The organism is Rhizobium sp. Root1212, assembly GCF_001424985.1.
Taxonomy (GTDB): Bacteria; Pseudomonadota; Alphaproteobacteria; order Rhizobiales; family Rhizobiaceae; genus Pararhizobium.
Map to the genome: position 1 here is coordinate 42,638 of NZ_LMDA01000010.1, position 25,222 is coordinate 67,859.

Sequence of the window (25,222 nt, forward strand, 5' to 3'; positions counted from 1 at the left end):
CCGACCCGTCCCGGATGACGAGGCCTTCAAGCCCAGGCGCGCCTGTCGCGCCAGATCGCCGCGACGCATCATTGCGCCGGGGCTGCAAAAGAACAGTGATGTTGCAGAGAACATGGCTCGAGCGAGCCGGCGCGTGGGAAGGCATCATGCATTCAAAGCCGCTGGCGGCCCTGATCCTTACGCAGGTCGCTGTCGGTTCGTTATCCGGTGTCCCGCCCTCTTCATCGAGGCATCGAACCACCAGGGCATGAGCAGACGCTATTGACCTGTGATACACTTAGGACCTCGCTTTTAATTTTAAGTTAATGGTGGCCCCCGACTTCTTCCAAAAGGTGTCGTTTCGAGGCGACGCCCCTACCGCCGGATGTCGAATCGCTCCTTCAGGGCGGCCCCCTCGTACCAGCCCATGGCCTCATTTAATTTTCAAATACAATGAAACCGGGTTATGACACCCGCATCCAGACGGAGCATCGCTGCCGTTTTGCCCTTGCCCTGCGCCTGCTGCTCCGGGGCCGGGTTTCCACGATCACCAAGGAGAACGACATGACCGACAGCCGGCGCCTTCCGTGCGAAGCCACCGAGCTTGCGCGGGAGAAGGGGAAAAGCGGGACAATCCGCCTTGAGCCGCTGCGGCTCGAAAACGGCCCCGCCCTCCATGAAGCGTGGAAAGAGCGGGCGTGATCCGATGATGGTGGAGAAGCGTGATGTTTCCCAGGCGGCGCTGATCGCCGTGGTGATCCTCGTGGGGTTGAACCTGCGGGCGTTTTTGACGGCGGTCGGGCCGCTTGCGCCCGTCATCGCCGAGGCGACGGGCTTGAGCCTGCAGGGCATGTCGCTGTTCACGCTCGCGCCGATGATCCTGATGGGTGCGTGCGCCTTTGCCGGCCCGTGGCTGCAATCGACCTTCGGAGCGCGGGCGGCGGTGCTGGGAGCGCTGCTGATTCTCGGCGTTGCCTGCGGACTGCGCATGGTGGTTTCGGACGGCATGGCGCTGATTGGCACGGCCGCCCTTTGCGGGCTTGGCGTGGCGATCGTCCAGGCGGTTTTTCCGGGCGTCATCAAGACGTATTTTCCGACGCGCTTCGCCATCATGATGGGGCTTTACTCCTCCATGCTGATGGCTGGCGGGGCGCTTGGAGCGCAGATTTCGCCAGCGGTCGCAGCGGCCACCGGCAGCTGGCAGTTGGGGCTTGGCTGGACCGTCATTCCGGCGGCTGTCGCCTTCATCGCCGGGGTGATCGCGCTGCCGCACGGACGGGCGGCAACGATGGGCGGCATGGGGCCGGGCACGCTTTTGCGCCGGCCGCGCACATGGCTGCTGATGGCCTGTTTCGGCCTCGTCAACGGCGGCTACTCGTCGTGCGTCGCGTGGCTTGCGGCCTATTACCAGTCGCTGGGATGGACGAGCACGGAGAGCGGCCGGCTGCTCGCGGTAATGGCCGTCGCGCAGGCGACGGCGGCGCTGGGCTTCCCGATCCTTGCCTCGCGGCGGCGCGACAGGCGCTTGTGGATATGGATCACGCTGCTTCTTCAAATCACCGGTTTTGCCGGGCTGGCTCTGGCGCCGCTGGCGGCACCGGCCTTTCTCGCGGCTGCCGTGGGCGCCGGGCTCGGGGGTTGTTTTGCGCTGTCCATGGTGGTGGCGCTCGATCATCTCGATCATCCGGCCCATGCCGGCGCGCTTTCGGCGCTGATGCAGGGCGGCGGCTTCCTGATCGCGGCGGTGCCGCCCTGGATCGTCGCCGTGCTGCACGATATCAGCGGCAGCTTTACCACGGGATGGTTGATGCACCTCGGCTGTATCGCGGTCGTGCTGGTGCTGAGCTTTCGGCTGGTGCCGGGTGGTTATGCCGTCGCGATGGGGCGGGATGTTGCGGTTTAAGGGCGTTGGCTTGCAGTCTGGCGGCTACGCGGCTGTGCCGGAAGGGCGGATGTGGGGCAATTCCGCGACATCCGCTTTCGCGGCATTGCCCCTTTGCCGGTTCCTGCCGTCTCAAACGATGATAAAATCGGCGTTTGTAATGGCCGGCTTGGTATCGAGGGTCGCAAACAGGACTGCTGCGGCACTGCCGGTACCATCCTTGTCGTAGAATAGCTTGCCGGTATCGGTCTCGTAGATGATCCGGTCCGACGCATCATGCGCGGTGCCGGATGTGCTGGCGTAGAAGGCGGCCGCCGCCAGCGTTCCCGCAGCCGAGATCGCTGCAAAGACGGAATTGCCGAGATAGATCGTATCATCCGCGACCACGAAGTCGGTGATGTGATCGACGTTGGTGGCGCCGAGCGTCGTGTTGAAGTGGAACTTGTCGGCGCCTGCGCCGCCGGTCAGCGTATCGTTGCCGAGACCGCCGTTCAGCGCATCGCCGCCGTCTCCACCGGATATCCTGTTTGCGCCGCCATTGCCGTCGATGGTATTGGCGAGCGTATTACCGGTACCGTTGATGTTGCCGCTGCCGGTCAGCACCAGTTTTTCGACATTGGCCGCGAGCGTGAAGCTTGCGGACGCCTTGACCGTATCGGTGCCGGCGGCCGAGGCCTCGGAAACCACGTCGCTGCTGTTGTCGACGATATAGGTATCGTCACCGGCCCCGCCGGAAAGCGAATCCGCACCCGCTCCGCCATCCAACGTGTTCTTGCCCGACGTGCCGACGATCGTATTGGCAAGCGCATTGCCGGTGCCGTTCAGATTGCCCGTTCCGGTCAACGTCAGTTTTTCGATATTGGCGGAGAGCGTGTAGCTGACGGACGAGAACACCGCGTCGCTGCCGGCATTGCTTGCCTCGACGAGCACATCTCTGGCGTTATCGACATAATAGGTATCGTTGCCTTTGCCGCCTTCCATCCTGTCGGCCCCAGCGCCGCCGTTGAGCCTGTCGTTTCCGGCATCGCCGTAGATCGTATCGATCCCGTCGCCGCCCGAAATGTCGTCATTGCCGTCACCGCCGAAGATATCGTCATCCCCCGCGCCACCGGAAAGCCTGTCGAAACCGGCTCCCCCGTCGACGAGGTCATTGCCGTCGCCGCCGGAGACAGTGTCGTCGCCATCGTCGCCGCTGAGATTGTCGCTGCCTGCATCCCCGGAAATGGTGTCGTCGCCAAGACCGCCGCTCAGGAAATCATCGCCATCGCCGCCGCGTAGCCCGTCGTCGCCGTCGCCGCCACTGCCGCTGTCATCGCCCACCGCGCCGACGATCAGATCATCACCGGTGCCGCCGAACAGCAGATCGTCGCCGCCGCCGCCGTCAAGGCTGTCGCTTCCGCTGCCGCCGGAAAGCATATCGTCCCCGAGATAACCGCGGATGACGTCGTTTCCGCCGTAGCCTTTCAGGGTGTCGGCCTGACTGCTGGCGCCAATGCTGTCATCACCGTATAGCCAGATGCTGGCAGCATTTGCCGTATAATACCAACTCAGTCTGTTCTGATAATAGTTGAACCCGGTGTAATCCGACCATGACACGGAATATCCGGGTGAAAATGCTAACACGGCACCCTCGCTCGAGCCGCTCGTTACCCGTATACTCGAAATAGAGCCACTGTAACTGTATGTATTCGCTCCGGTTCCGGTGAAATTGACCTGGACCTGATTATCGGCGTTGCCGAAATTCCAGACAGATGTTCCATAACTGATAAAAGACAGGGTGCCGGCGCCGAAAAAGTCATCCGTATTGACGGCAATATTGCTATTGGAAGTATAGATACTAACCATGCGTGCCTCCCACCAAGGAAATTTTCTGGCGGGAAGATATCACAGTCGGCCGCCGAAGCTGTATTTTTCCGAGAAATCCGGCGGTCGCGTTTCGGATCGTGGAAACACCGGCGCGGCATCGGGCAGAAAATTGCGAAAACCCGCCGCTGTTCAATCCCGCATCAGCTTTGACAAATGTCAAAGACATCCCCGTGAAGGCCGGTAACCTTTTCCGATCGAAACAGGGAGGTTCCCACCATGCCTATTCGCACAGTCCTATGCATTCTGAACTCCAGGGATTTCCAGGAAGATCTGGAAGCCGCCGTGGATTTCTGCTCGGCGTCCGGCGCGCATCTGACAGCAGCCGTGATATGCCTCGGCTTCGCGGTGATGGATGGCGCATACGGCGCGACATCGGTCGTCTGGCTCGAGGAACGGCAGCGCGAGGTCGATGAGCTTGGCCAGAAGACGGAGAAGGTTCGTGAATTTCTGTCCCGGACCGATCTCTCCTATGACGTGCAGGAAATTTATACCGAATACGCCTTCGCCCAGGACGATATCGCACAACGGGCGCTTTACGCCGACATCGTGCTCATAGGCCGGCAAGCCGCCAGCGATGACGATCTCAGGAAGCGTATCATCGGCGGGACCCTGTTCCAGACCCCGACACCCATCATCATCAATCGGGGACAGCAACCGCTCCAGGCGACCTCGAAATCCGTTCTTCTGGCATGGGATTCGAGCGACGAGGCATCGCGCGCGGCCCGTCAGGCGCTCGACATCCTGAAGGCGGCCGACTGCGTGTATGTCACCATGATCGATCCGGACGCGCACGAAAGCGTCAACGGCGAAGAACCGGGCGCCGATATCGCCACCTTCCTGGCCCGTCACGGCGTCAAGGTCCAGGTGGATCGGGTGGCCAGCGGCGGCAACAGGTCCGATGACGTCATAAGGCAGCATGCCATGGACGTGAACGCCGATCTGATCGTGATGGGCGCCTACAATCATCCTCGCTGGCAGCAGACGCTGTTTGGCGGCGTGACCCGCAGCATGATCGAAAACGGCAGGACAACGCTTTTCCTGTCGCATTGAAGGATGTCCCGACCGGGCAAGACACCTTCGGCACGATCGCTGGTGGAGACGACGGCGGTCGTGTGGTCTCAGCACCCTCGAATCGCTCGAAAGCCGCGACAACCATGAGGCGATTGAACTGGAGCGCGAACAGGGTTTTATCGCCGTTTCCTATCCGGACGATCCGACATTGGTCCTCATAAGCAAGGACCTTCGCGGGACCTGAGGCGCGGCAGCGCCGTGCGGATCATACGCGGGCTAAAGCTCGAATTCCCGGTCGAGAGATACGCCCGCAGGGTAACATTATCTGCGGTCCGCGGTCATGACGCCGCTCATCTCAGCGCTCTCAGGGCATTCAGGATCACCGCAACGTCGATGATCTCCTGCAGGACGGCGCCCTCGACAGGCTTGAGATAACCAAATGCGGCAGCAACCATTGCGCCGAGCGAAAGGGCAAGGCCAACGGATACGCTCTGAAGGGCGATACCCCTGCTGCGACGGGCGATGGCCATGGCCTTGGCCAGGGGGCCAAGCTCATCGACCAGAAGCACGATGCCGGCAGCCTCCGAAGACGAGGCCGTGCCGCGCGCACCCATGGCTACACCGATGTCGGCCGCCGCGAGCGCCGGCGCATCGTTGACACCGTCGCCCACCATCATGACCGCGCCATTGCGCGCCTCCGCCCTGACAACCGCCACCTTTCCCTCCGGCGTCAAATCGCCGAGCACGGCATCCATCCCCAGCTCGGCGCCAACGGCCTGTGCGATATCCGTGCGATCGCCAGATGCAAGAACGATCCTGCGGATGCCAGCCATGCGCAACTGTGCAAGCACGGAGACGGCATCTGCCCGAATTCCGTCCTTCAGCAGGATCACCCCGGCAAGGGCTCCGTCGATGGCCACGGCGACCGTGAGCGCGGATCGCGCCGCAGGCGAGAGCAAGGATCGAGGATTTTCGCATCCGGACAGCCGCTGCACGAAGCCGCTTCCGCCGACGACGACGCTTTTTCCATCCACCTGGCCCGCGATACCGGTGCCCGGTGTCTCCTCGACGTGCTCCGGTTTTGCAAGGAGCATGCCTCTCCCGTTTGCGGCATGAACCAGCGCGGCGGCCACCACATGGCCGGATGCCTGATCGAGGCTTGCCGCCGCCTGCAGAACCTGATCGGCGGAAAAACCGGGAGCCGTCACGACATCGATGACTGTTGCCTGACCGTGGGTGAGCGTACCGGTCTTGTCGAGGATTGCGGTGCGGATGCGAGCCAGCATCTCGAGCATCCCGCCATTCTTCACGAGAACGCCGATCTTCGCCGCGCGCGACATGCCCGAAATGATCGCGACGGGAACCGCAAGGATAAGAGGACAGGGCGTGGCAACGACAAGGACGGAGAGCGCGCGGACCGGCTCGCCGGAGAAAAACCACGCACCGGACGCCATGGCCACGGTCAGCAGCAGAAAACCCATCGCAAATCGATCGGCCAGGCGCACCATCGGCGCCTTGGCCGACTGCGCCGCCTCGACCAGCCGGACAATGCCCGCATAGGTGCTTTCCGCCGCGCTCCGGCTGGCAACGAGATCGAAAGGCGCACCCACGCAGGTCGAACCGCTCAGGACTTCCTCATCGCGCGGGATGCGCCGCGGCATCGACTCGCCCGTCAGCGCCGACATATCCAGGCTCGCGGCGTCACCGGACACGAGACCGTCGACAGGCACGACCTCACCCTGGCGAATGAGCAAACGGTCGCCGGGGCGGACCAGGCCGATCGCGACCTCTTCAAGCCCCGATGGCGTATACCGCATCGCCGAGTGCGAGACGCGGGCCATCAGCGCCGTCATTTCCCTGCGGGCACGCCCTTCGGCATAATCTTCAAGAAGCTGGCCGCCCGCATACATCAGGCCGACGACATTGCCGGCCAGCGGTTCGCCGAACGCGATCGCTGCCGACATCGAAAGGGCAGCAACGATATCGAGCCCGACATCGCCCCGGCGCAAGGCACTGAAAATCTCATGGAGCAGGCTGAGGAGGACCATCAGCGTCGACATACTCCAGACCAGGCTCGACTGACGCGGATATTGCCACGACAACCCCAATCCGACCAAAAGCCCCGCCAACGCCACGCCGACGAGAAACATACTGAACCGCCGCTGTCCGACCGCTTCCGGCATCTGCTCTTAACTCAACGGGCCATGAACACCGGTATGGGGCAGTCCTCGAGGATCGAGGCGGTCACGCCGCCGAAGATCCGCTCCCGCAGGCGCGAGTGGCCATAGGCGCCCATGACGATCATGTCGCAACCAAGCTCTTGCGCAATCTGCCGAAGAATGTGCCCCACATCACGCTCACCGCTCGAAAACTGCCGCACGACGACCTTGCAGCCATGCCGGGACAGATAGGCCGCCATGTCGGCGCCCGGCTCTTCGCCATTCTTGAAATAAGAGGCATCCGGATCGACGACGACGAGATGCACCATATCAGCCGCAACCAGCATGTCGAGCGCCGCCTTTGCAGCATTGGCCGCCTGCGGTCGTGAGTTCCACGCCAACAGCACATTGCCGGGCTTCGCGCCAACCATGCCCGTCCTTGGCATCAGAAGAAGCGGCGTTTCCGCATCGAAGGCCGTGGCCGCGACCGCTGCCCTCCGCAACCCGCTGTCGGAACGGATACCTTGGCCCAGGACGACGAGATCGACATACATGGCCCGTGCGCCGATATTGCTCTCCAGAATGAAAAGGTCGTCGTAGATCGAGCCGATGTCGAACGACAGACCACTCTTGCGGCACTGCTCTTCCACCCGGCGCTGGACCTCCACCAGTTCATCGATTTCCCTTTGGCGCTCTTGGAGCCAGCTTGCCGCGACTGGATAGTCGGCGCCAAGCGGCGATATCGCCGGCCGCACCGCGATCACCGAAAGATGCGCCTCAAGCTCGGCTGAAAGGGTAAGGGCCTTGTCCATATCCGCCTCGGCCCCCTCGGTTCCGATCAGCGCCAATACTGTTTTGAACGGCATGTTCAAGGCTCCCTTTCAGGTTTTCGCGATCAATGAAACGAAGCCTAACCGCCGTCGGAGATCGCGGCCATGATCTGGGTCAATCCCGTCCTGCAAACAGGAAAGTATCCAACATGAACCCGTAGCGAGGAGATTGCTCACTTGCGCTTAGCGGGGAGAGCAAAAAGACAAGGGTTGCTGGAAAGGGGAAACCCACCGCCCCCGAACAGTCCACAAGTCGTTGTTACTGCAGAAGTACTTTGGCCGGCCGGCTGTCGCCGGGCTTTGCATCAGTGGCCGAAACGTCGCGTGGAGGCGGCGTTTGTTCGCTGCCTCCAGAGCCTCGAGAAAGTTGCGATGGTAACCGCCAATGAACGCCTTCTTGTCAGTCCCGTGACGATACGCCGTGCGCCTTCAGCATCGTCCGTGGAAGCATCGAAATAGCTCTCCAACTTCTTGCCAGTGAACATCCCTTGGATCATGCCGTCAAACAGCGAGCGGATAGCGATCGGCATGGTGAGCAACTGGCCGAGACGAGTGGCGCCGAACTTCCGGTGGTTGACCTCCCAAGCGGCCTGCACGAGGCTTCTGCCAAACCAAGGATAGTATTTATTGGAGCGAAGGTATTTTCGCCGCCAGCGGCTTCATCTTGCCGTCGGTTCATGAAAGGCCGTGGCGAGCATATAAGCCAGCCATCGCTTATCCAGCCGCGCTTTTCCCATCCGGTTAGTATCGCGCTCATCCCGTCGATCTGGGATTGTGTCAGCCGACCGCCAACGGAGCGCAGCGAACATAGGCAAAGAAGGTGGTCACATTCATAGGCTATTCTTCCAAGGTGAGCGAAAGCGCCACCGCGGCGATGCGTCGTGTCATGGTGTGTCCTTTTTAGCTAAGCTAAACGTGGCTGAAAAGCCGACAGATGAAAGAATGAATCTTACCGCAATGCGGAAAGCGGGTTTTCAATAAACAGATGTACGGTTAAAGGTGTCCGCCGAACGCGATCCACTATGGAGCAATGAATGTCTCTCGCAATCAGCCCGGTAGCATTTGAGCGCATACAAGCGGCAGGACCGATTGAGCCAAGCCAAGATACGGTTGATATCTTTTCGCGTCAGATGAGAGGTATATCCGTTATACTGCGGTCACGCTCGCCTCGATCTTGAAGAACTATACGGGTGACAAACCAATCCGTGTTTTCGTCCTGATTGACCGATTGCTCCCCGATGAAGAACTAGAGAAAATTGAGGGCCTAAATGCCATTCATTCTTTCTCACTGCATCTTATCCCCGTAGACGCAAGCCTGTTCGAAAACATAAAAACATCAGATGGCATTTCCATAGCGACCTATTATAGGCTGCTAATGCACAAGTTGCTCCCTGACGACGCCAAGAAGGTCATATATCTCGATAGCGATCTTATTATTCGCAAGTCGATCCACGAACTCTTCTCTATGCCTTTTGACGGCGCCTTGTTCGCCGGGGTAGAAGATACGATCTCGCGCGCATATAATACAAAATTCGGCCTTCCCGAAAATGCAGCTCACCCGAATGCCGGTGTCCTGCTCGTCAATGTCGAGCTTATGAGGGCTATCGGTTTTAGCGAACTAGTGGAGCGATATCTAGACGCGAACCGATACCGCCTCGTGCTCGGCGATCAGCAGATTATTTCAGAGATATTCTACCCATCGATAAAGTATGTTCCGGTGAAGTGGAACGTGCACGGCTCCATGTTCCAATCTGGCTGGGTCGATGACGCTGCCGGAACACAAAACTTCATGGACAAGAAAGAAGCCGCCGCTGCCATAGCTGATCCTGCTATCATCCATTACACGCTGAAGCGAAAGCCTTGGATTTCTCTTGAACACCCAAAGTCTTTGGAGTGGTTGACTTATCTGCAGATAACGCCCTACGCGGAAGAAATAGGCGTACCCCCTCTGCCCAAAGCACCAGCCAAGCCTGCTACACAGGTCGCAAAACCACCGGCTGACAGGAGTTGGCGCCATTTCTTCTCAATTATCGTCCCGGCGACAATATTTAGCTTTGCTAACATCCGCAAAACACGCATCGCGGTTGGCAAGCTTGAGAAGAGGCTGACCGCCGTCGAGAAAAAGGCTCCGGAACCCAAGCCAATCGTCGCAAACCCAAGTGTCACGCTGAAAAACATTCTTGTCTCGCGGTCAATTAACCTGCCAGTCGATTTCAATGCGCGTTCGATGATTGAGGGCCTGACGCCGAACTCTGTTGTCATGTCCAACGTGAACAAGAAGGACATGGAGGGCGGCTATGCTGAGAACATTAAAACGATAACGAAAACACCTAACTTTTCGTATTTTACGGACAAGTTGCCGGATTCCGTGTTTCTCCTGTCTCAACGTATTGAGCAGGAAATGTTTTGGCGCTGCGTGCAAACAGCGTACCTGTACGACATCCCCATGTATTTTGTTGAGGTGGCGTTGTTCGGGGCGTTTGCTTCATACTTCGACCCGGAGGCAACGCTAAACGAGCGGCGCGCCCTTGGATTCATGATCGATGATATGGGCTATTACTTCGATGCCCGCCAGCCTTCCCGCATTGAACGGACCCTTAACGATCCATCGTTTTCGCTGTCGGAAGAGGAGCGTGAGCGAGCACGCACTGTGATTGACCGCATCTGCGCCGAAAAACTCACAAAATATAACAAATACGTCGACAGCCCGGATTGTGACATCGAGCCAGGCGCTGTCCTCGTCATAGACCAAAAGAAGGGAGACGCGTCGATCGAATTTGCTGGAGCGAACGACGAATCGTTCCAAAGAATGCTTGACGACGCGGTCAAGGAGAACCCTGGTCGGCCAGTCTATTTTAAGCGTCACCCCGACAGTATCCAGCGGAATATGAACTCTTATCGGAACCGAAACATTTTGGAGATCATCGTTCTCCCAGATGACGTAACGATCGGGTCGGTCATCGATCGATGCGATAAGATTTACACGGTTTCCTCTCAGGTAGGGTTCGAAGGTCTGATGCGCGGGAAAGAAGTGGTGACACTTGGGGCGCCATTCTATTCTGGCTGGGGATTGACTGATGACCGCGGCTCGGTGCAGCGGCGCACACAGAAGAGAACAATTGAAGAGATATTCCACGTCGCATGCATCAAGCAGTCAGTTTATCTAGATCCGAACACAGGAAAGCTGATCGAGATTGAAGACCTGATCGAGATCATCCTCCAGATGCGGTTGGACAATGCGGCTCGCAGAACTTAAAGCGCTCGCTGCATCAGAAACCAGGTTCGCAGCATTGCTGCGTAGAACGGGTTGGAGGGTGGAAAACCCCCTATCCGGTCTCGCCGCAGCCGCCGTCCTGCGCCCGCGCCTCACCTACAAGAACCTTTCTGCGGCATATTACCAGCAACTTCATGATGAGGACGCCGGATATCTCGAAAACAATTGGCTGGTCCCTGAGATCGAGGCTATTCTCTCGAAAAAGCCAGATGTTGTCGTTGAGATCGGCTGCGGCAACGGCGCATTCTCGAAGGAGATCGCTCAATCTGTTTGTGAGGTTCACGCCGTTGATTGGGCGCTTTCCCCGAATTTTGCAGACCGACCCGATAATGTCTTCTTCCACAGCGCCGACTTGACGAAAGACCCAATACCGAAGGGTAGCATTGCTTGCTCTTCGGATGTGCTTGAACATTTCAGCCCCAGCGACCTCCCTCGGGTGATCGCGAAATGCGTGACGTCATCACCTCTACAATATCATGTGATCGCATGCTATGACGACGGTCATAGCCATCTAACTGTTATGCCGCCCGGGGCATGGTTGGCTCATTTTTGGCGCTACTGCCCGAGCGCGCGTATAGAGCGGGTGGAATGCAGACGAAGCAATCCCGACCAAGTTATCTGCGTTATTTCGAATTGAAGGACATCTAATTGCTACCACCCACACTGCCTCCCCGCATCGATATTGATCTTCCTGTCGTGCAGAGGCTTGTGGATGAACTGCTGCAAGGCCATCTGGACGGGACCCTATATCGTCAAGTTGAGCAAATTTCTGGGCGTCCCAGACGGTAACCTGGATCAGTTGTCCCCCTTCCTTTTGCTCCCTACGGCCGGATGCCTATGGTTGATGAGGAAGAACGCTGCCTCGTATGCCAACCAAGTGCGCTTGGAACCGGAAGATTGGATACTTGATCCAGCCGATGTGTGCGGCGAGCTTTCCGGCATTGGACGCCAGAGCGTGATCCGGAATCTGCGACATGAGGCGAAGCTTCTTTAAAACTCCGCTTCCCTGGTTATACGTGGCTGCGTGTTCGTACCGTTCGAGACCCTGAATTGACGTTGGCGATGAAGTATGTAGGGGTTCTATCTGCGATCGCGAGAAACGCCAGTTCTTCCGCAGAAAGCGGCGTGCCTGCTTTGACTTCCCAACCCCACCACATTCTAATTCCGCCAAAACCATAAGCTCATCTCGACCGCACGCCAAAAGGTGGGTTGGGGATCACATAGATCCATTAAAAATTGAACTTTTTTGAAAATAATGGTGCCCCATGCCGGCATTGAATGCGTGTCGCATAGGAAAGCACGTTCTAACAATGGGGCGCCTACCGCCTTATTGGCGCGACAGGTTCTTGTTTCATTCTCATACTTTCAGTAGCATCTTGTCGCGGTGCGTCGCAAAGACATAGGTGGTTAGAAAGGTGGGTAGATGGCGAGGGGCTTAAACAAGCTTTCGGCGCTAGCTGTTAAAGGCGCCGGCCCTGGCAAGTATTCGGACGGTGGTGGCCTCTGGCTCCAGAAACGCGAGGCAGGAGCGGGACAATGGTTCTTCCGTTTTACGATTTACGGCCGGCGTCGCGAGATGGGGCTTGGTTCCATCCATGATGTGACCCTCAAAGCGGCACGCGAAGCAGCCGAGAAATGGCGCGGTGTAGCTGCGCGGGGACTGGACCCGATCAAAGAGAGAGAGCGGGAAAAGCGAGAGGCTGAAAAGCGCCTACATATCCTTCGTGAAGTTGCAGAAGACGCCTATGAGAGCCGAAAGGCTGAATTGAAAGGCGATGGCAAAGCGGGGCGGTGGTTTAGTCCTCTTGAAATCCATATTCTTCCGAAGCTCGGCAAAACGCCTGTTTCCGAGCTGGATCAAACCGCCATTCGCGATACCCTGTCGCCAATCTGGCACTCAAAGGCCGAAACCGCACGAAAGGCGCTAAACCGCCTCGCCATCTGCTTGCGCCACGCTGCGGCGCTCGGGCTGGACGTGGATCTTCAGGCGACCGACAAAGCGCGCGCACTTCTCGGACAGCAGCGACATAAGGCAGAGAATATCCCTGCTCTTCCGTGGGCGGAGGTTCCTGCCTTCTATGCCTCGCTTTCGGATAGGACAGTTACCCACCTCGCACTGCGGCTACTGATCCTGACAGGCGTGCGCTCCGGCCCTCTGCGCTTCATCCATGAAGATCAGATTGACGGCGACGTGTGGACTATTCCCGGCGAGGCGCAGAAGGGCCGCAAGGATAGGACCCCTGACTTTCGTGTGCCGCTTGTTCCCGAAGCCCTTGCGCTCATCGAGCAAGCCAGACCTCTCGCGCGTGACGGCTTTCTCTTCCCCAGTGTTCGCAAGGGTGTGATATCGGACGCCACCATGGCCCGCCTTATGGAGCGGCGAAAGATGCTGGCAAGGCCGCACGGCTTTCGCTCCAGTTTGCGCGACTGGATCGCAGAGACCACCAGCACTCCCTACGATGTTGCTGAAACCACGCTAGGCCACACGGTCGGCGGAAAGGTCGAACGGGCGTACAGGCGAACGGATTTTCTTGAGCAGCGAAGGAAGCTTCTTGAGCGATGGGCCAACTACATCACCGGCAAACATGCTCAGGTCACCCAATTGGCGAGGAATTCGTGATGCGAAAGATATTCATCGAAGCGTATATTCCTGAGACCTGCTGGATTGAAGATGCGGCCCTTTGGGTTGCCTTTGGGACACTTCCCGAGGCCATCACTATTGGCGATGTAGATGCACGGCAAGACCCTGCATATTTTCTCGATAGAGAAGCGGATATGGACACCATCTATTCGCAAGGAGATTTCGAGGCGGCCGGTGTTAACATCGATTACGATCGATATTTGGAGTTTCGACTGCATTACACCCAGGAGCAGGCTGAAAAATTTCTAAGAGAAGCGCGGCTTCCATTTGATTCAGCGGCGATCAATGAGGGGCTAACCGGTGTCCGCTCAATCTTTGAAGGACACGAAGACCTCGAGGAACAAGTTGAATTCTTTGAACGCCATGCGCTGGAGAGCAACCAGCATACCAGTGAAGCTATAGAAGATTTTCGCTCCAATTTTACCTACGCGATGGAGGCCGAAGACGCCCTGTTGCCCTACCTTGACCGCGCTCGATCATTAGTTTTTCAGAAGTTATCCGCAGGCGCACTAAAGGCGCGCGGTTGGATCGACAAGGAACCGGCCGATGCTCCCTATCCTATCCCGGCGGAAGAGTACGGCGCGTTTGAAGACATCCCGGCTACGTCGTGGACCCTCACAAGGCTCAATTGGCCGGCCAGCTCCCTAGGCACGCGCGGCAAGACCTTTAATCACGTCCAAATGCGCACGGACAACCTGTTCGAAATTTTCCCTAATCCAATGGTGCTTGAAGGTTCTCAGGTTGCCGGTACTGCGTATGGCGGTTGCCTAATTCTGGATAATGGGACCTCCCCAGGCATTTCCACGATGCCCCGCGCGGGCCGTGGTCGTCCCTCTATGGGCGGAGGCGATATAAGGACGGCAGTTATCAATAATTTCAAGGGAAAATTCCAATGCGGGGAGTTGCCGGGGACGTCAGCAGAGGCCGCAGTTGCAGAGATTCAGGAGTGGGTTGCGAAGCTTTTCAATAAGCGGCCCGCGCGAGCGACGATCCAAGATTGGATAAAACTCATTGAGGCTGAGGCGCTTAAGGATCATTCGCGACCTTTTGCCGGAAATTCTGCCGGAAAATAACTGCGAATTCATGCCGGAAATAGTGCGTTCGATGCGGGTTAATTCCCGGCTCTTTTATCCCTATTTCTGGCCGCTATCTATTTGAACCGGTTCGATATTTTCAGCATCGTTGCTTCCGTGAACAAATCACGGAAAGGCAACACAATGGAACGCATCCTGTCGCAATCCCTCCCTGTTGATCGTCTGCTGACCGACAAGGAAGTTGCTGAAATTTTCCAAGTCCATCGGGCAACCATTTGGCGCCGCGTCAAGGATGGCACGCTCCCCCGCCCTATCCGCATGGGAACGATTTCGCGGTTTCCCCAATCGGAAATTATTGCAGCACTTGAAGCCGCCAAGCACAAGCGCGCGGCATAAGGGGCGTGCGATGAAAAAGCAAAACCCGGCGGCGCGGGAAGGCGCCAACCGGGTTCCTGAAATCGCAGCAATCACCAAACCGCTCGATATCAAGAACCCTACCGAAATCCACCCTGAAATTCAATCTGAAATGCTGGCGGTTCGCTCCGTCATGCGTCGCTGCTGCGTGAGCTTCTATCACGCCAAGGCCATCTGCCAGCTTTCCGGCCTCGGAGGCTATGCAGCATGAAAAAGCTCACTATCACCGCTCGTATCCTCCCCGATGGGGCAACAATCACGGTCATCGGCCGAGACGCCTGGGCGCTCCGCAACCTCGTCAGGGCCGGCGCTGCCGGATGCACCTCAATTGACCACCCCGGCCCCCGTTGGAGCCACTATGTCTTCAAGCTTCGGGGTTTTGGTTTCCTGATCGATACCATCAACGAGAACCATGGCGGCCCGTTCGCCGGCACGCATGCCCGGTATGTGCTGCGCTCGGCAGTGCAGATCCTGCGCGATTCCGACAAGCAGGAGGCGGCGTAATGGTGAGGCCTGAATTCGTAACAAAGGCGCGGTTCGTTGGCGTCGTGGAGATCAAGGGCAAGCCTGTTTCGTTCTTTTCCCCGCCGCACGAGGAGGCCGATTTTCTCTGGGTTGATCTCGAGCAGTTGGCTCAGGTCTTTGTGCCCGAGGATGCGGCAAAGCGGCTGGTGAAGCACTCCCACAATTTCGGGGTGGCGAGCCGGCCTACTGAAGCGGCAGTGCGGGACGGGAAGATTGTAACCATCGTTCCTCACCCAATGGCGCAGGGTTTCTGCGCGTTCATCGACCAGCAGGAGGGGCACATTGAACTGCAGGAAGACGAATGGAGCCTCGGGCCGGCCAACTTGGAATATGTGAAGGCCTTTGCTGACGCTCATTCCAAATTCATGCCGCTCAGTTTCGAAGCCCTGGCGGCGGCGTACCGCAATCAAGGCGGGCCGCATATACGAGGTGCCGAATGAATATCTCCACACTCGCAAACGCTCTGGGCGGTGAGGTTTCGGGTCGGGACCGTGTTCTTTGCCCCGGCCCTGGCCACTCCGCCAAGGATCGCAGCCTGTCCGTTATCGTTGTTGGTGACGGTTATCTTGTTCATTCCTTCGCGGCCGACGACTGGAAGGATTGTCGGGACCACGTTGCCGACCTGCTTGGGCTTGGGGCCAGCCGCTTCCCGCGTCCTTCCGAAGAGGAGTTGGAGAAGCTTCGCAAGGCGGAAGAGGAGCAGGCGAAGAAGGTTGAGGCCCTGGCTCTCTCCTGCTGGCGTGAGGCGCTACCGATCGGTGGAACCATCGGAGAGACCTATCTGCGAGAGGCGCGGGGTATTACCTGCGCCTTGCCTGAAACCCTGCGCTATCACCCGGCTTGCCGTCATCCATCCACACGACGCCTGCCGGCATTGGTGGCGCTGGTAGAGGGTGCGGAGCGTCTTGCCATTCACCGCACATACCTGCGCCACGATGGCGCGGGGAAAGCCGATATCGAGCCGGCAAAGGCCATGCTCGGCGCCGTGGCAGGCGGTGCCGTCCGCCTTACCCAAAGCGGATATCGTCTTGTAGTCTGCGAGGGCATCGAAACCGGCCTGTCTCTCGCCTCGGGATTGGTCAACGGCACTCCGGCCATCTGGGCGGCTTTGTCCACCAGCGGCATGAAGCGTCTCGTTCTGCCGCCCGATCCCGGCAACCTCCTGATCGCCACCGATGGCGACGATGCCGGCCGAGCTGCAGGCAATGCGCTGGGCGAGCGCGCTTCCGCCCTCGGCTGGAAGGTCTCCCTTCTCCCGGCGCCCGCGGGGCGCGACTGGAACGATGTTCTTTGCATGAAAGGACACGCGGCATGAGCGTGATCGAAATCCCCTTCAAGGCCGATTGGCCAATACCTGATCCGCGCTATCTGCGTGAAGAACTGCCCCAGCCTCCTCGGCTTCCACTTCGGGAGGTGTTCTCGCCGGCTTGGGCGCGATGGATCGAGGAAGCCGCCGAAGCTAAGGCCGCGCCGCCCGATTATGTCGTTGCCGCCATCCTGGCCGCTGCCGGGTCGCTCGTTGGAAACTCACGGTGGTCAACACCATGGCAGGGATGGGCAGAACCGCCGATCCTTTGGGCCGTCGCCATCGGCAACCCGAGCATGAACAAGTCGCCCGGTCTCGATGCTGTGCTTATCCCTATTCGCAAGATCGAAAAGGGGCTCCGCAAGGAAGCCGATGCGAAGGTTGCCGAATGGAAGGCTCGGGCGGAAATCGCAAAGCTGGCTGATAGCGCATGGAAGGAAGCCACAAAGGCGGCAATGAAGGCCGGCGACGACGAGCCTCCGCGCCCCGACGCCTGCGATGCTGGCCCGGCCCCGAACATCCCGCGCCTGGCAGTATCCGACAGCACCGTTGAAAAGCTTGCCGTCATCGTCGCAAGCCAGCCCCGAGGAACCCTGTTGTACCGTGACGAACTGGCCGGATGGCTGCAGGGCATGACCCGCTATTCCGGGGGCGGTTCTGATCGTCCTTTCTGGCTGGAGGCCTATGGCGGCCGTGGGTACAGCGTCGAACGCATGGGCCGCGATCCTGTCTATATCGAGCGCCTGTCGGTGGGAGTGGTCGGCGGTATCCAGCCCGACCGCCTGAAATCCCTGCTGATGAAAACCGACGATGACGGCCTTTTGGCGCGGTTCCTCCCGATCTGGCCTAACGCCGCCCCCATCAAACGGCCCTCTGTCATCTTCGACGATATCTTCATGGAGAATGCTGTCTCCCGGCTGATGGGGCTGGAAATGGTCTCCGACGAGAACGGCGACAAGCGGCCTTGGTTCGTGCCGTTCTCGTCAGACGCTCGGGACCTGCTGGACGAGTTCCGCAAGACGGCTCGGGAATGGGAACAGACTTCGGAAGGATTGCTGCTTTCCTTCATCGGCAAACTTCCGGGCATCTGTGTCCGCCTCTCGCTCTTGCTGGCCCTTCTTGATTTCGCGTCGGGCGAACGCGACGAACCGCGAGAGATTGGATTGGAGCACTTCGGCCGGGCCGCACACTTGGCAGAGGCCTATTTTCTTCCCATGGCTCGGCGGGCCTATTCCGATGGGGCGGCCTCTCCTGCAGAACGTACCGCGCGCCGTATGGTCGGCCTCATCAGGGAAAAAGGCTGGTCGCAGTTTACATCCCGCGATGTACTGCGTGCTGAACGCTCAGGCCTTGCGACTTCCGAGGAAGTGGACCCGGCCTCCAAGCTTTTGATTGATGCTGACGTGATCCGCCTCGTTGACCAGCGCTCCGGGGCGAAGGGCGGGCGTCCACAAAAGCTTTTCACGGTCAATCCGGCGATCCATGGGAGGCGAGTATGACACGGTGGCTGCAGGCGGCCCTTCATCAGGACCCTACCGACAAAACCGACGAAACCGACAAAACCTCTAACCATTTGATTTTGAACGACGAGATGGAGCGGGTATCGAATTTTGAGGTTTCCGACAAAACCGACAAAACCCGACAAAACCCCCTTGAAGCAGCCCGCAGGCCAAATCCGGTGCATGAAATCTGGGGGAAGCTCGAAGGTGACATGGCCTCGTATGCGAGAGCTTTGGGGGCTCACGGCCCTTGTGGCTACGGCGCGATTGCCAAGGCTCTCGGATGGGACGCCACGCGCGCCGGCAGCGCGGAGGAGCAACTGAGGCGGCAAGGTCTCATCGCGTACGACGATGCCGGCCGGGGTACGCTCACCAATGGAAGCAATCCCGATGGATGAACTTTCTCGGGCCGTCGCCGAGGCCGCCGAATGGCTTGCCGCGCAACCCGGCCCGCTCCCACACGCGGTGCCGATGCTGAAAGAGAGATTTGGCCTTTCCGGCCTTCAGGCCTGTCAGGCAATCGCGCTCGCGCGGAACGGACAAATCACGAAGGACGAACCCAATGGACGCAGCTAATGAAGAAGCCATGGAATTCGGCACACCGACCGGCGCCCGCATCGAGGTCATTGCCGGGGTAATTCATGGCTTTGTTCGTGAGGACAAGGCCGGCAACTTCGAATTGGTCGATTGTGTAGCCGGGACGCCCTGTGTCTTTGTCGAATGGGTGGATGCCGAGGGATATCGGCAGGGCCTGTATCATGGCGCGGAAATGCACGAGGCTTACCGACAGGCCGCAATCTGGCAATCAATCATCGGACTGCCGATCTACGTTCCGAACACCGGGGGGCAGAATTGACCGCTGCCCGACCGCTGCCAATCCTGATGCGCTCTGGCGATGTGGTTTCGCTTCAGCAGGCCATAGCCCACGCAGGCAAGTCAGACCGGACCTTGCGCGGATGGTGCCACAAATACGGCATTGGCCGGCAGACCTCGCCCGGCGCTCCTCTGGAAATCTCCATCATAGCACTCGAAATGGTGCTGCACGGTGATTTTGACGCGCTGGAGCAGTTGAGGGCCGGCCAGCGAACATCGTTGCCGGTGCGCCGATATTTCGAGCATCTGGGCGTGCCGGTGTAGACCGAACTGCAGTCGGTTGCCGCACATTGCCGAACTCTTCAAATGCACAGGCGATTCCGGCTGTGCTCTACTCCATTCGATCGAACAGGATGGAGAAGCCGCCATGGGAAAAGTTGCCATAGCCTCAACGGATCAGGAACACCTTGTGCCCGTCCTCCTCCGCGGAGCCACGGTAACAGAAGGTTTTCGAGAAAACCTCTTCGACGCTGCGAACCGTGCGGGCGTCACGCCGAACGAATTTTGCCTGTTGGCTGCGGCCGAAAAGCTGAAAGCATCCGGCCGGCGCTTTTCCGGCCTGTTCCGACCGGGCGACGTGTCCCGGCTCGCTGGGGAGGTATGACGATGGCGCTTACACCGACTTTCGGGGGGCAGTTGATGCCCTGGCTGCGCAACAATAGCGACATGCTGCTGCAGGCAAGTGCCGGGCTTCTCGGCGGCTCCAACCCGCAGGAGCAGATGGCCGGCATGGTGCAGGGCGTGGCCGCAGCGAAGCGGAAGAACCGCACCGTGGAATACCTGCGAAAAAGCGAGCCCGAATTGGCTCAGGCCATTGAGAATGGCGATTTGTCGGGCGCCGACGCCTACCGAATCTATCTTGGAAAGAAGATGGAGGCGGAAAGCCCCGGTAAGCTGTCGTTCGAAACGCTGCCTGACGGCAGCTTTGGCACGTTCAACGACAAATCCGGTCAGTTCAATTCTCTTGGCACGGCGCCGAAACCGGTTACCCCGGAAAAGAGGTCTTTCCAGACACTCGGCAACGGTGACTATGGCTTTGCCGATCCCAATACCGGAAGCTTCACAAAGCTCGGCTCTGCCCCGAAACCTCTCGATGGCGCGAAAGCCCCATCTGGCTATCGTTGGGCGGATGACAGTCAGACGCGGCTAGAAGCAATCCCCGGAGGCCCCGGAACGCAGGTGCCGGGGGAATTGGCTGCGCGCATCGGCATGGCGGAAAACTGGCTTACGAATGACCTACCCACCATCCGCAAGGGGGTGACGGACGGGGATTCCACCGGCTGGTACGACCGGGCGCAAGCTTCCTACGGCGTCGGAAAGCCGGGTGAGCTTGAGCGGAAGTTTCAATCCGGCGTCGAAGTCCTTTCCCGCCTCCTCTCCGGCGCCGGCATGACGCAGGTGGAAATCGACGAGAAGGCAGCCCGCTACATGCCGTCCAAATTTGACACGCCGGATTCTCTGCAAACCAAGATCAACCAGCTTGAAGCTGAAATTCGAGCGGCCGGCAACGCCGCGATGCGAGGTCGCGGCAGCCTGCCCCCGAGCGCCGGAGGAAACGACCTCGACGCCCTGGTGAACAAATACGGGGGTATGTGATCATGGCGACGATGGAGCAGCTTTCCCGCGCCCTGGTAAACGCCGACAAGGCCGGTGATGTCGAAGCGGCAAAGACGCTGGCGAAAGAAATCATCAGGCTTCGCAGCGCGCCCGCCGCCGAGAAGGCGCCTGCGGCGGCTCAGGAGCAAGGCGATGGTATCGCGCTCAATACGACCGCAGGCCTGAACAACGCGATTTACTCGACCGCTGGCGCTCCGGTCGATCTTTCTCGCTGGCTGATCAATAAGGGCATTCAGGGCGCGAACTACGTCACCGGCTCCGAAATGTCGGAAATCCCCTGGGATAGCTTCGGTGGATCGGAGAGCATTTCGCGCATGTTCGGCTCGGTTGGTGTGCCGGAGCCCGAGAACGTTCGTGCTGTTACGCCTGAAGAGCGAATTGCTCGAGGCGTTGGCGAGGGCGTGGGATACGCCGTCGCGCCGCAAGCCGCAGTGGCTGGCATGGCTCGGGCCGGTGCTCTTTCGCCTAGTGTCGCTGAAATGGGCGGCCGGCTCTTCGGTCGGGGCGAGAGTGTCGGCGAGGTCGCAGCTAACGCCGTCACCGGCGGCGCGTCAGGCCTCGGCGCGTCCGCAGCGATGGAAGCGGCCCCGGATGATCTGAAGCCCGTTGCCGGCCTTTTGGGTGGCCTTGCTGGCGGCGGTGTGGGCGCCGTCGCCGCCACTACGCCGCGGATCATACAGGGCGCAGGGCGGGCGGTGGCCGACTATGCCGCGCCGTTGACCAAGAGCGGCCGTCAGCAGCTCGCAGGCAAACAGCTTGCCGAGAACGCTACCGACCTGCCGGCCGTCAAGTATGTGCTCACCCACATGCCCGATGAGCTTGTTGAAGGCTCGCAGCCGACCACGTTTCAGGTAACTGGCGATATGGGCCTCGGTGGCCTGGAGCGCGCCGCCCAGACGCGCAAGCCCGAGCAGTTCCAGCAGCGCCGCGCCGACCAGAATAGCGCGCGGGTGTCCGCTTTGGACAGCGTGCAGCCGAATGGAGCGCCAGAGAAGGTTGCAGAAGCCGCCCGCTCGTTCATCAACGGCGTGGAAGAGCAGTCTGCACGAGCCTACGAGGCTGCTTCGGCCCGCGCGCAGGCCAGAGCGCAGGAAGTTGGCCGGGGCAGGCCTGCCGATCTTGTCGGCGCGGATCTCCGTTCGTCGATCGAGGACGCCCGCGCCGCCGCCAAGGAGACGGAACGGCAGCTTTGGGGCGCCGTCGATCCTGACGGCACGCTCGCGCTTCCGGCCACCAACATCCGCAAGGAAATGCAGACGATTGTCGAGAAAACCCCGAGGTCAGCCAAGCCGCCGCAGGGCGAGGAAGCGGCCATCATGGGCGTTGTCGGCCAGTACGGCGAGGTCATGCCGTTCTCGGAAATCACGGCGCTGCAAAGCCGGATCAAGACCGAAATGCGGACGGAACGTATTGCCAACGGCGAAAGTGCTGCCTATCGTCGCCTCTCGCAACTGAACTCTGCACTACACGCTGACATCGAGGCCGCCATTACCGGCAAGATGCGGCAGGAGGCGCAAGCGGTTGCCCGTGGTGAGATGGAGGTGGAAAACACGCTCGCTGCCGCGATGGAACGTCAACAGCGAGAATGGTATGAGCAACGAGCCCAAGCAACGGGAATGGGGCAAGGAGCTGCAGAAGCTTCTGGAGCCAATGCCGTTGGCCGACCGGGCCGAATTCCTCCAGTATTTGGAACGGCGCAACAGGGCGGAAGGCAATTTCGAAATCCTGCGGGAAATTCAGGAGTACAAGAAACTGGCCTCCTCCCAAACTTCGACGCCGCCGCCGCCGGCCGGCTGAACGAAGCCCGCGAAGCCACCGTTTCCCGCGCCAATATCTTCGACAACAAGGTTATCGGGCCGATGCGCAAGCGTCCGGCCACCAATGCGCCCTATGACATGCCCGCGGCATCGATCCCCGGCCGCATCTTCTCGCCGGGACCGCAGAGCCGGGAAGCTATGCAGGCGTTGCGCGCCGCCGTTGGCGACAAGCAGGCCGTCGAGCAGATCGAAAGGTACGCCGTAGAGCGCCTCCGCAAGACGGCGTTGCGCGAAGACGGCACATTAGACCCGGTAAGGCTCGAGGTCTTCCGCCGCATCCACCAAGAAGCCCTCTCCACGCTGCCGGGGCTCGATGGTCGCATTAAAGATGCTGGGAAGGCTTCCGACTTCATGGCGGCGGTGGTCAAGCGCGACAAGGAAAGGGTGGACCAGCTCTACCGCTCCCGTCTCGGCGCCGTCATGGGCCTTTCGGACCCCGAGGACGTGACGCGGGTTATCGGTGGCATCTTCCAGCGCCAAGACCGCAACGCCGAAATGATGAAACTCCGGTCGGCCATCGCCAGCAACGCGGAAGCGCAACAGGGATTGCGCAAGGCCGTTGTCGACCACCTGATGAACCGGTTTATCGGCAACGTCGAGGGCGCCACCAGCGGACAGGCCCTATTACGGTCGGACGCATATCAATCCTTCGTCAAGCAGCATAAGGGCGCGCTTCGGGCGGCAGGATTTTCCGACGACGAGGTGGACCTGTTGCAGCGTGTCGCAGACGACCTACAGCGGTCCAATCGCTCTTTGAACGCGGTTCGCGTTCCGGGTCAGTCGAATACTGCTCAAGATGTCTTCAAGGTGCAGGAGACTGACGCACCGACGACGGTTCTCGGGCGCATCCTGCTTGCTGCTGGCGGTGCTGGCGGAGCGGCGGGCGGCGGCTTGTCTGGTGGCCTTATCGGTGTTCTCGGCGCGAAGGCTGCGAATGTGCTGCGTGAGCGCGGTATGGAGACGGTCAACGACCTTGTTGCCGACGCGATGCTGAACCCCGGCCGCGCCCGACTGCTGCTGACGGCTTACAAACCCCGCACGGCTCCGCAAATTGGTTCGATGCTGGCGCGCACCTATCGCCATTCCGCCGTCCCGTCGTCCGCGGTCTCCACCGACGACGGCGAAGCGGCTCAGGGCAAAGGGCGCCGGCTCCGTGAAACCACCAATCCCACGGCGATGAAATAGGAGGGCTGCCGATGCCCCGCGCACAATCTGTCATTGATGTCATGTTGGGTGAAGGCGCCTACGGCAACCCGACCCAGCGCTATGCCGATCTAAGGGCGATTGCTTCGACGATTCAGAACCGCGCCCGCGCGCTCGGCGTCACCCCCGAACAGGTGATAGCCAACAGCCGGGAGTTTAACGCCTATGGTCGGAGCCTCCCGGCCGGCGTCGGCAACTGGCGAGGCCTCGCGCAGCGGGCTTGGGATGACGTGCAGACTAACGGCCCGAGCCACACCGGCATGTTTTATGCAACGCCCAATGCGGCCGCAAATCTGCCCCGCGGGCTTGAGCGTGTCACCTCAACGACCGGGCACGTTTATTACAGCGACCCCCAGAACCGCGCTATCGGGACTTCCTTGGGTTATCGTCAGCCTATCCCTCTTTCTGCCGGGCAGCAGGCAATTGAAGGGCTTCTTTCGACCCCCGCCAGCCGGCGGCAGGAAGCCCATGGGCTGCTTGTACCCGCTGGCGCCGACGCCGGCCTGTCTCCTGGCTTTCCCGCGCCCCTGACGCCCGTCGAGCGCGCGCCAATCCCGCAGGTCGAACCGGCGGCGGCGCTGTCCTTTGATATGGCCCGCTTTGGCGAGCCGGCGCCTCAATCCCTGTTCGATACGTCCCGGTTCGGCCCCAGCACGAACACCGCTACGGGGATGAACGAGCTTCGCCGTGGGCTCCTCGATCAGCAGCTATCGACAGGCCTTCTTCCATCACTCGATCAGCCGGCCTATGCGGCGATGAAGCCGCAGCAACCGCAGCCTTCCGCCTACGTTGACCCCATGGTGACGACACAGCAGCCGGCGGCATTCGAAGCGCAGCCGACGGGAATTCAGCCGGTAGAGGAGGCCCAAACCGGACTCTTCCCCGCCGCGCCCGTATCCGGTCCGGTCATGCTCGCCGCTGACCCATACGACCCCGCCAAGCGCAAGGGCATCAAGACAGGCAAGAAGGTTGCCGGCGCTCTCGGCGGCGCGGTGATCGGCGGTCTTCTGGCCGGCCCGCTCGGTGGCCTCCTTGGCGGCTGGGCCGGTCCCAAGCTCGTCGAGAAAAGTCAGCTTCTCAATGGCCGCGATTATTTCCCCGCCGCACCGCAGGCTCAAAACAACTACGTCCAGCGCAACGGGTACGGCGGGCTCAGCGAATACGGCCGGGAAGCCTACGACCGCAGCCAGCAGGTTCGCGATGCGGTCGATAACAACTCGGTCGGTCTCTTTTAGACCTACGCCCGGCCGGCTTATCGAAACATTTCAGAAGTTGGAAATTTCCTCCGCCGC

Annotated in this window: 25 protein-coding genes and 1 pseudogene; 22 read left to right on the forward strand and 4 right to left on the reverse strand. The window is 59.9% G+C overall.

The genetic code is table 11. The features are described from left to right. Nucleotides 1-432: 432 nt before the first annotated feature. Both ASC86_RS11540 and ASC86_RS11545 read left to right on the forward strand, forming a co-directional pair. Nucleotides 433-681 carry a hypothetical protein gene (locus ASC86_RS11540; RefSeq protein WP_056320773.1) on the forward strand — a complete coding sequence of 83 codons (249 nt, stop codon included), beginning with the start codon at nt 433-435 and terminating at the stop codon, nt 679-681. After that, the gene (locus tag ASC86_RS11545) at nt 656-1,882 is read left to right on the forward strand and encodes a cyanate transporter (RefSeq protein ID WP_244477598.1); all 1,227 of its coding nucleotides are present in this window, start codon (nt 656-658) and stop codon (nt 1,880-1,882) included. The genes ASC86_RS11540 and ASC86_RS11545 overlap by 26 nt, the downstream gene beginning before the upstream one ends. 111 nt (nt 1,883-1,993) lie before the next feature. Here ASC86_RS11545 and ASC86_RS26910 read toward each other — a convergent pair whose 3' ends face one another. Further along, nucleotides 1,994-3,457, reverse strand: a complete 1,464-nt coding sequence (locus tag ASC86_RS26910; RefSeq protein ID WP_056320780.1) for a calcium-binding protein — start codon at nt 3,455-3,457, stop codon at nt 1,994-1,996. 486 nt (nt 3,458-3,943) lie between these two features. Here ASC86_RS26910 and ASC86_RS11555 point away from each other — a divergent pair, with 486 nt between their 5' ends. Further along, entirely contained in the window at nt 3,944-4,777 is an 834-nt protein-coding gene (locus ASC86_RS11555; protein WP_056320783.1) for a universal stress protein, read from the forward strand. 311 nt (nt 4,778-5,088) lie between these two features. Here the strand turns inward: ASC86_RS11555 and ASC86_RS11560 are convergent, their stop codons facing one another. From ASC86_RS11560 to ASC86_RS11570, 3 genes are all read right to left on the reverse strand, one after another. Further along, a complete protein-coding gene (locus ASC86_RS11560) occupies nt 5,089-6,888 on the reverse strand; it encodes a heavy metal translocating P-type ATPase (RefSeq protein WP_082510099.1) in 1,800 nt (599 codons plus the stop codon). Between the two features lie 44 nt (nt 6,889-6,932). Then, on the reverse strand, nt 6,933-7,763 hold the full coding sequence (locus ASC86_RS11565; protein WP_244477599.1) for a universal stress protein: 831 nt from the start codon (nt 7,761-7,763) through the stop codon (nt 6,933-6,935). A gap of 269 nt (nt 7,764-8,032) precedes the next feature. Next, the gene (locus ASC86_RS11570) at nt 8,033-8,323 is read right to left on the reverse strand and encodes a hypothetical protein (protein ID WP_056320791.1); all 291 of its coding nucleotides are present in this window, start codon (nt 8,321-8,323) and stop codon (nt 8,033-8,035) included. 536 nt (nt 8,324-8,859) lie between these two features. On the opposite strand from ASC86_RS11570, the pseudogene ASC86_RS26915 reads away from it, so the two are divergent. The 19 genes and pseudogenes from ASC86_RS26915 to ASC86_RS11665 form a co-directional block, all read left to right on the forward strand. Then, a pseudogene (locus tag ASC86_RS26915) lies at nt 8,860-9,585 on the forward strand (glycosyltransferase family 8 protein); the annotation flags it as partial. Between the two features lie 690 nt (nt 9,586-10,275). Then, complete coding sequence (locus ASC86_RS26920) at nt 10,276-10,983, forward strand: hypothetical protein (RefSeq protein ID WP_280136979.1); 708 nt, start codon at nt 10,276-10,278, stop codon at nt 10,981-10,983. Then, nucleotides 10,964-11,638 carry a class I SAM-dependent methyltransferase gene (locus ASC86_RS25175; RefSeq protein ID WP_082510103.1) on the forward strand — a complete coding sequence of 225 codons (675 nt, stop codon included), beginning with the start codon at nt 10,964-10,966 and terminating at the stop codon, nt 11,636-11,638. The genes ASC86_RS26920 and ASC86_RS25175 overlap by 20 nt, the downstream gene beginning before the upstream one ends. 786 nt (nt 11,639-12,424) lie before the next feature. Further along, on the forward strand, nt 12,425-13,621 hold the full coding sequence (locus ASC86_RS11590; protein WP_056320802.1) for a site-specific integrase: 1,197 nt from the start codon (nt 12,425-12,427) through the stop codon (nt 13,619-13,621). Next, entirely contained in the window at nt 13,621-14,715 is a 1,095-nt protein-coding gene (locus ASC86_RS11595) for a hypothetical protein (protein ID WP_056320804.1), read from the forward strand. The genes ASC86_RS11590 and ASC86_RS11595 overlap by 1 nt, the downstream gene beginning before the upstream one ends. 144 nt (nt 14,716-14,859) lie before the next feature. Further along, nucleotides 14,860-15,072 (forward strand): helix-turn-helix domain-containing protein, encoded by a 213-nt coding sequence (locus tag ASC86_RS11600; RefSeq protein ID WP_056320807.1) that lies wholly within the window; start codon nt 14,860-14,862, stop codon nt 15,070-15,072. A 10-nt stretch (nt 15,073-15,082) separates the two neighbouring features. After that, nucleotides 15,083-15,301, forward strand: a complete 219-nt coding sequence (locus tag ASC86_RS11605) for a hypothetical protein (RefSeq protein WP_056320809.1) — start codon at nt 15,083-15,085, stop codon at nt 15,299-15,301. After that, the gene (locus ASC86_RS11610; protein ID WP_056320811.1) at nt 15,298-15,594 is read left to right on the forward strand and encodes a hypothetical protein; all 297 of its coding nucleotides are present in this window, start codon (nt 15,298-15,300) and stop codon (nt 15,592-15,594) included. The genes ASC86_RS11605 and ASC86_RS11610 overlap by 4 nt, the downstream gene beginning before the upstream one ends. After that, complete coding sequence (locus ASC86_RS11615; protein ID WP_056320814.1) at nt 15,594-16,055, forward strand: hypothetical protein; 462 nt, start codon at nt 15,594-15,596, stop codon at nt 16,053-16,055. The genes ASC86_RS11610 and ASC86_RS11615 overlap by 1 nt, the downstream gene beginning before the upstream one ends. Beyond that, nucleotides 16,052-16,930, forward strand: a complete 879-nt coding sequence (locus ASC86_RS11620; RefSeq protein WP_056320816.1) for a toprim domain-containing protein — start codon at nt 16,052-16,054, stop codon at nt 16,928-16,930. The genes ASC86_RS11615 and ASC86_RS11620 overlap by 4 nt, the downstream gene beginning before the upstream one ends. Continuing rightward, nucleotides 16,927-18,420 carry a DUF3987 domain-containing protein gene (locus ASC86_RS11625; RefSeq protein ID WP_056320820.1) on the forward strand — a complete coding sequence of 498 codons (1,494 nt, stop codon included), beginning with the start codon at nt 16,927-16,929 and terminating at the stop codon, nt 18,418-18,420. Before ASC86_RS11620 ends, ASC86_RS11625 begins: the two co-directional genes overlap by 4 nt. Then, a complete protein-coding gene (locus ASC86_RS11630) occupies nt 18,417-18,818 on the forward strand; it encodes a hypothetical protein (RefSeq protein ID WP_056320823.1) in 402 nt (133 codons plus the stop codon). The genes ASC86_RS11625 and ASC86_RS11630 overlap by 4 nt, the downstream gene beginning before the upstream one ends. Further along, the gene (locus ASC86_RS11635; RefSeq protein WP_056320826.1) at nt 18,811-18,996 is read left to right on the forward strand and encodes a hypothetical protein; all 186 of its coding nucleotides are present in this window, start codon (nt 18,811-18,813) and stop codon (nt 18,994-18,996) included. Before ASC86_RS11630 ends, ASC86_RS11635 begins: the two co-directional genes overlap by 8 nt. Next, nucleotides 18,983-19,276 carry a hypothetical protein gene (locus ASC86_RS11640; protein ID WP_156387014.1) on the forward strand — a complete coding sequence of 98 codons (294 nt, stop codon included), beginning with the start codon at nt 18,983-18,985 and terminating at the stop codon, nt 19,274-19,276. Before ASC86_RS11635 ends, ASC86_RS11640 begins: the two co-directional genes overlap by 14 nt. After that, nucleotides 19,273-19,557, forward strand: a complete 285-nt coding sequence (locus tag ASC86_RS11645; protein WP_156387015.1) for a hypothetical protein — start codon at nt 19,273-19,275, stop codon at nt 19,555-19,557. Before ASC86_RS11640 ends, ASC86_RS11645 begins: the two co-directional genes overlap by 4 nt. A 103-nt stretch (nt 19,558-19,660) precedes the next feature. Next, the gene (locus ASC86_RS11650) at nt 19,661-19,897 is read left to right on the forward strand and encodes a hypothetical protein (RefSeq protein WP_056320835.1); all 237 of its coding nucleotides are present in this window, start codon (nt 19,661-19,663) and stop codon (nt 19,895-19,897) included. 2 nt (nt 19,898-19,899) lie between these two features. Then, the gene (locus tag ASC86_RS11655) at nt 19,900-20,889 is read left to right on the forward strand and encodes a hypothetical protein (protein WP_056320836.1); all 990 of its coding nucleotides are present in this window, start codon (nt 19,900-19,902) and stop codon (nt 20,887-20,889) included. Nucleotides 20,890-20,891: 2 nt separating this feature from the next. Next, entirely contained in the window at nt 20,892-23,912 is a 3,021-nt protein-coding gene (locus ASC86_RS11660; RefSeq protein WP_056320839.1) for a hypothetical protein, read from the forward strand. 11 nt (nt 23,913-23,923) lie between these two features. Then, nucleotides 23,924-25,165: a hypothetical protein gene (locus tag ASC86_RS11665; RefSeq protein ID WP_056320841.1), complete on the forward strand. Its 1,242-nt coding sequence runs from the start codon at nt 23,924-23,926 to the stop codon at nt 25,163-25,165. Nucleotides 25,166-25,222 lie beyond the last annotated feature (57 nt).

Coding starts and splice junctions, on each gene's coding strand:
- ASC86_RS11560 (WP_082510099.1), bottom strand. CDS start 6,888: ATGTTTCTCGTCGGCGTGGCGTTGGCGGGGCTTTTGGTCGGATTGGGG.
- ASC86_RS11590 (WP_056320802.1), top strand. CDS start 12,425: ATGGCGAGGGGCTTAAACAAGCTTTCGGCGCTAGCTGTTAAAGGCGCC.
- ASC86_RS11635 (WP_056320826.1), top strand. CDS start 18,811: ATGGATGAACTTTCTCGGGCCGTCGCCGAGGCCGCCGAATGGCTTGCC.
- ASC86_RS11660 (WP_056320839.1), top strand. CDS start 20,892: ATGGCGACGATGGAGCAGCTTTCCCGCGCCCTGGTAAACGCCGACAAG.
- ASC86_RS11650 (WP_056320835.1), top strand. CDS start 19,661: ATGGGAAAAGTTGCCATAGCCTCAACGGATCAGGAACACCTTGTGCCC.
- ASC86_RS11595 (WP_056320804.1), top strand. CDS start 13,621: ATGCGAAAGATATTCATCGAAGCGTATATTCCTGAGACCTGCTGGATT.
- ASC86_RS11665 (WP_056320841.1), top strand. CDS start 23,924: ATGCCCCGCGCACAATCTGTCATTGATGTCATGTTGGGTGAAGGCGCC.
- ASC86_RS11605 (WP_056320809.1), top strand. CDS start 15,083: ATGAAAAAGCAAAACCCGGCGGCGCGGGAAGGCGCCAACCGGGTTCCT.
- ASC86_RS11565 (WP_244477599.1), bottom strand. CDS start 7,763: ATGCCGTTCAAAACAGTATTGGCGCTGATCGGAACCGAGGGGGCCGAG.
- ASC86_RS11615 (WP_056320814.1), top strand. CDS start 15,594: ATGGTGAGGCCTGAATTCGTAACAAAGGCGCGGTTCGTTGGCGTCGTG.
- ASC86_RS11540 (WP_056320773.1), top strand. CDS start 433: ATGAAACCGGGTTATGACACCCGCATCCAGACGGAGCATCGCTGCCGT.
- ASC86_RS11630 (WP_056320823.1), top strand. CDS start 18,417: ATGACACGGTGGCTGCAGGCGGCCCTTCATCAGGACCCTACCGACAAA.
- ASC86_RS11610 (WP_056320811.1), top strand. CDS start 15,298: ATGAAAAAGCTCACTATCACCGCTCGTATCCTCCCCGATGGGGCAACA.
- ASC86_RS11625 (WP_056320820.1), top strand. CDS start 16,927: ATGAGCGTGATCGAAATCCCCTTCAAGGCCGATTGGCCAATACCTGAT.
- ASC86_RS11545 (WP_244477598.1), top strand. CDS start 656: ATGAAGCGTGGAAAGAGCGGGCGTGATCCGATGATGGTGGAGAAGCGT.
- ASC86_RS11640 (WP_156387014.1), top strand. CDS start 18,983: ATGGACGCAGCTAATGAAGAAGCCATGGAATTCGGCACACCGACCGGC.
- ASC86_RS25175 (WP_082510103.1), top strand. CDS start 10,964: ATGCGGCTCGCAGAACTTAAAGCGCTCGCTGCATCAGAAACCAGGTTC.
- ASC86_RS11620 (WP_056320816.1), top strand. CDS start 16,052: ATGAATATCTCCACACTCGCAAACGCTCTGGGCGGTGAGGTTTCGGGT.
- ASC86_RS11555 (WP_056320783.1), top strand. CDS start 3,944: ATGCCTATTCGCACAGTCCTATGCATTCTGAACTCCAGGGATTTCCAG.
- ASC86_RS26920 (WP_280136979.1), top strand. CDS start 10,276: ATGGGCTATTACTTCGATGCCCGCCAGCCTTCCCGCATTGAACGGACC.
- ASC86_RS11655 (WP_056320836.1), top strand. CDS start 19,900: ATGGCGCTTACACCGACTTTCGGGGGGCAGTTGATGCCCTGGCTGCGC.
- ASC86_RS11600 (WP_056320807.1), top strand. CDS start 14,860: ATGGAACGCATCCTGTCGCAATCCCTCCCTGTTGATCGTCTGCTGACC.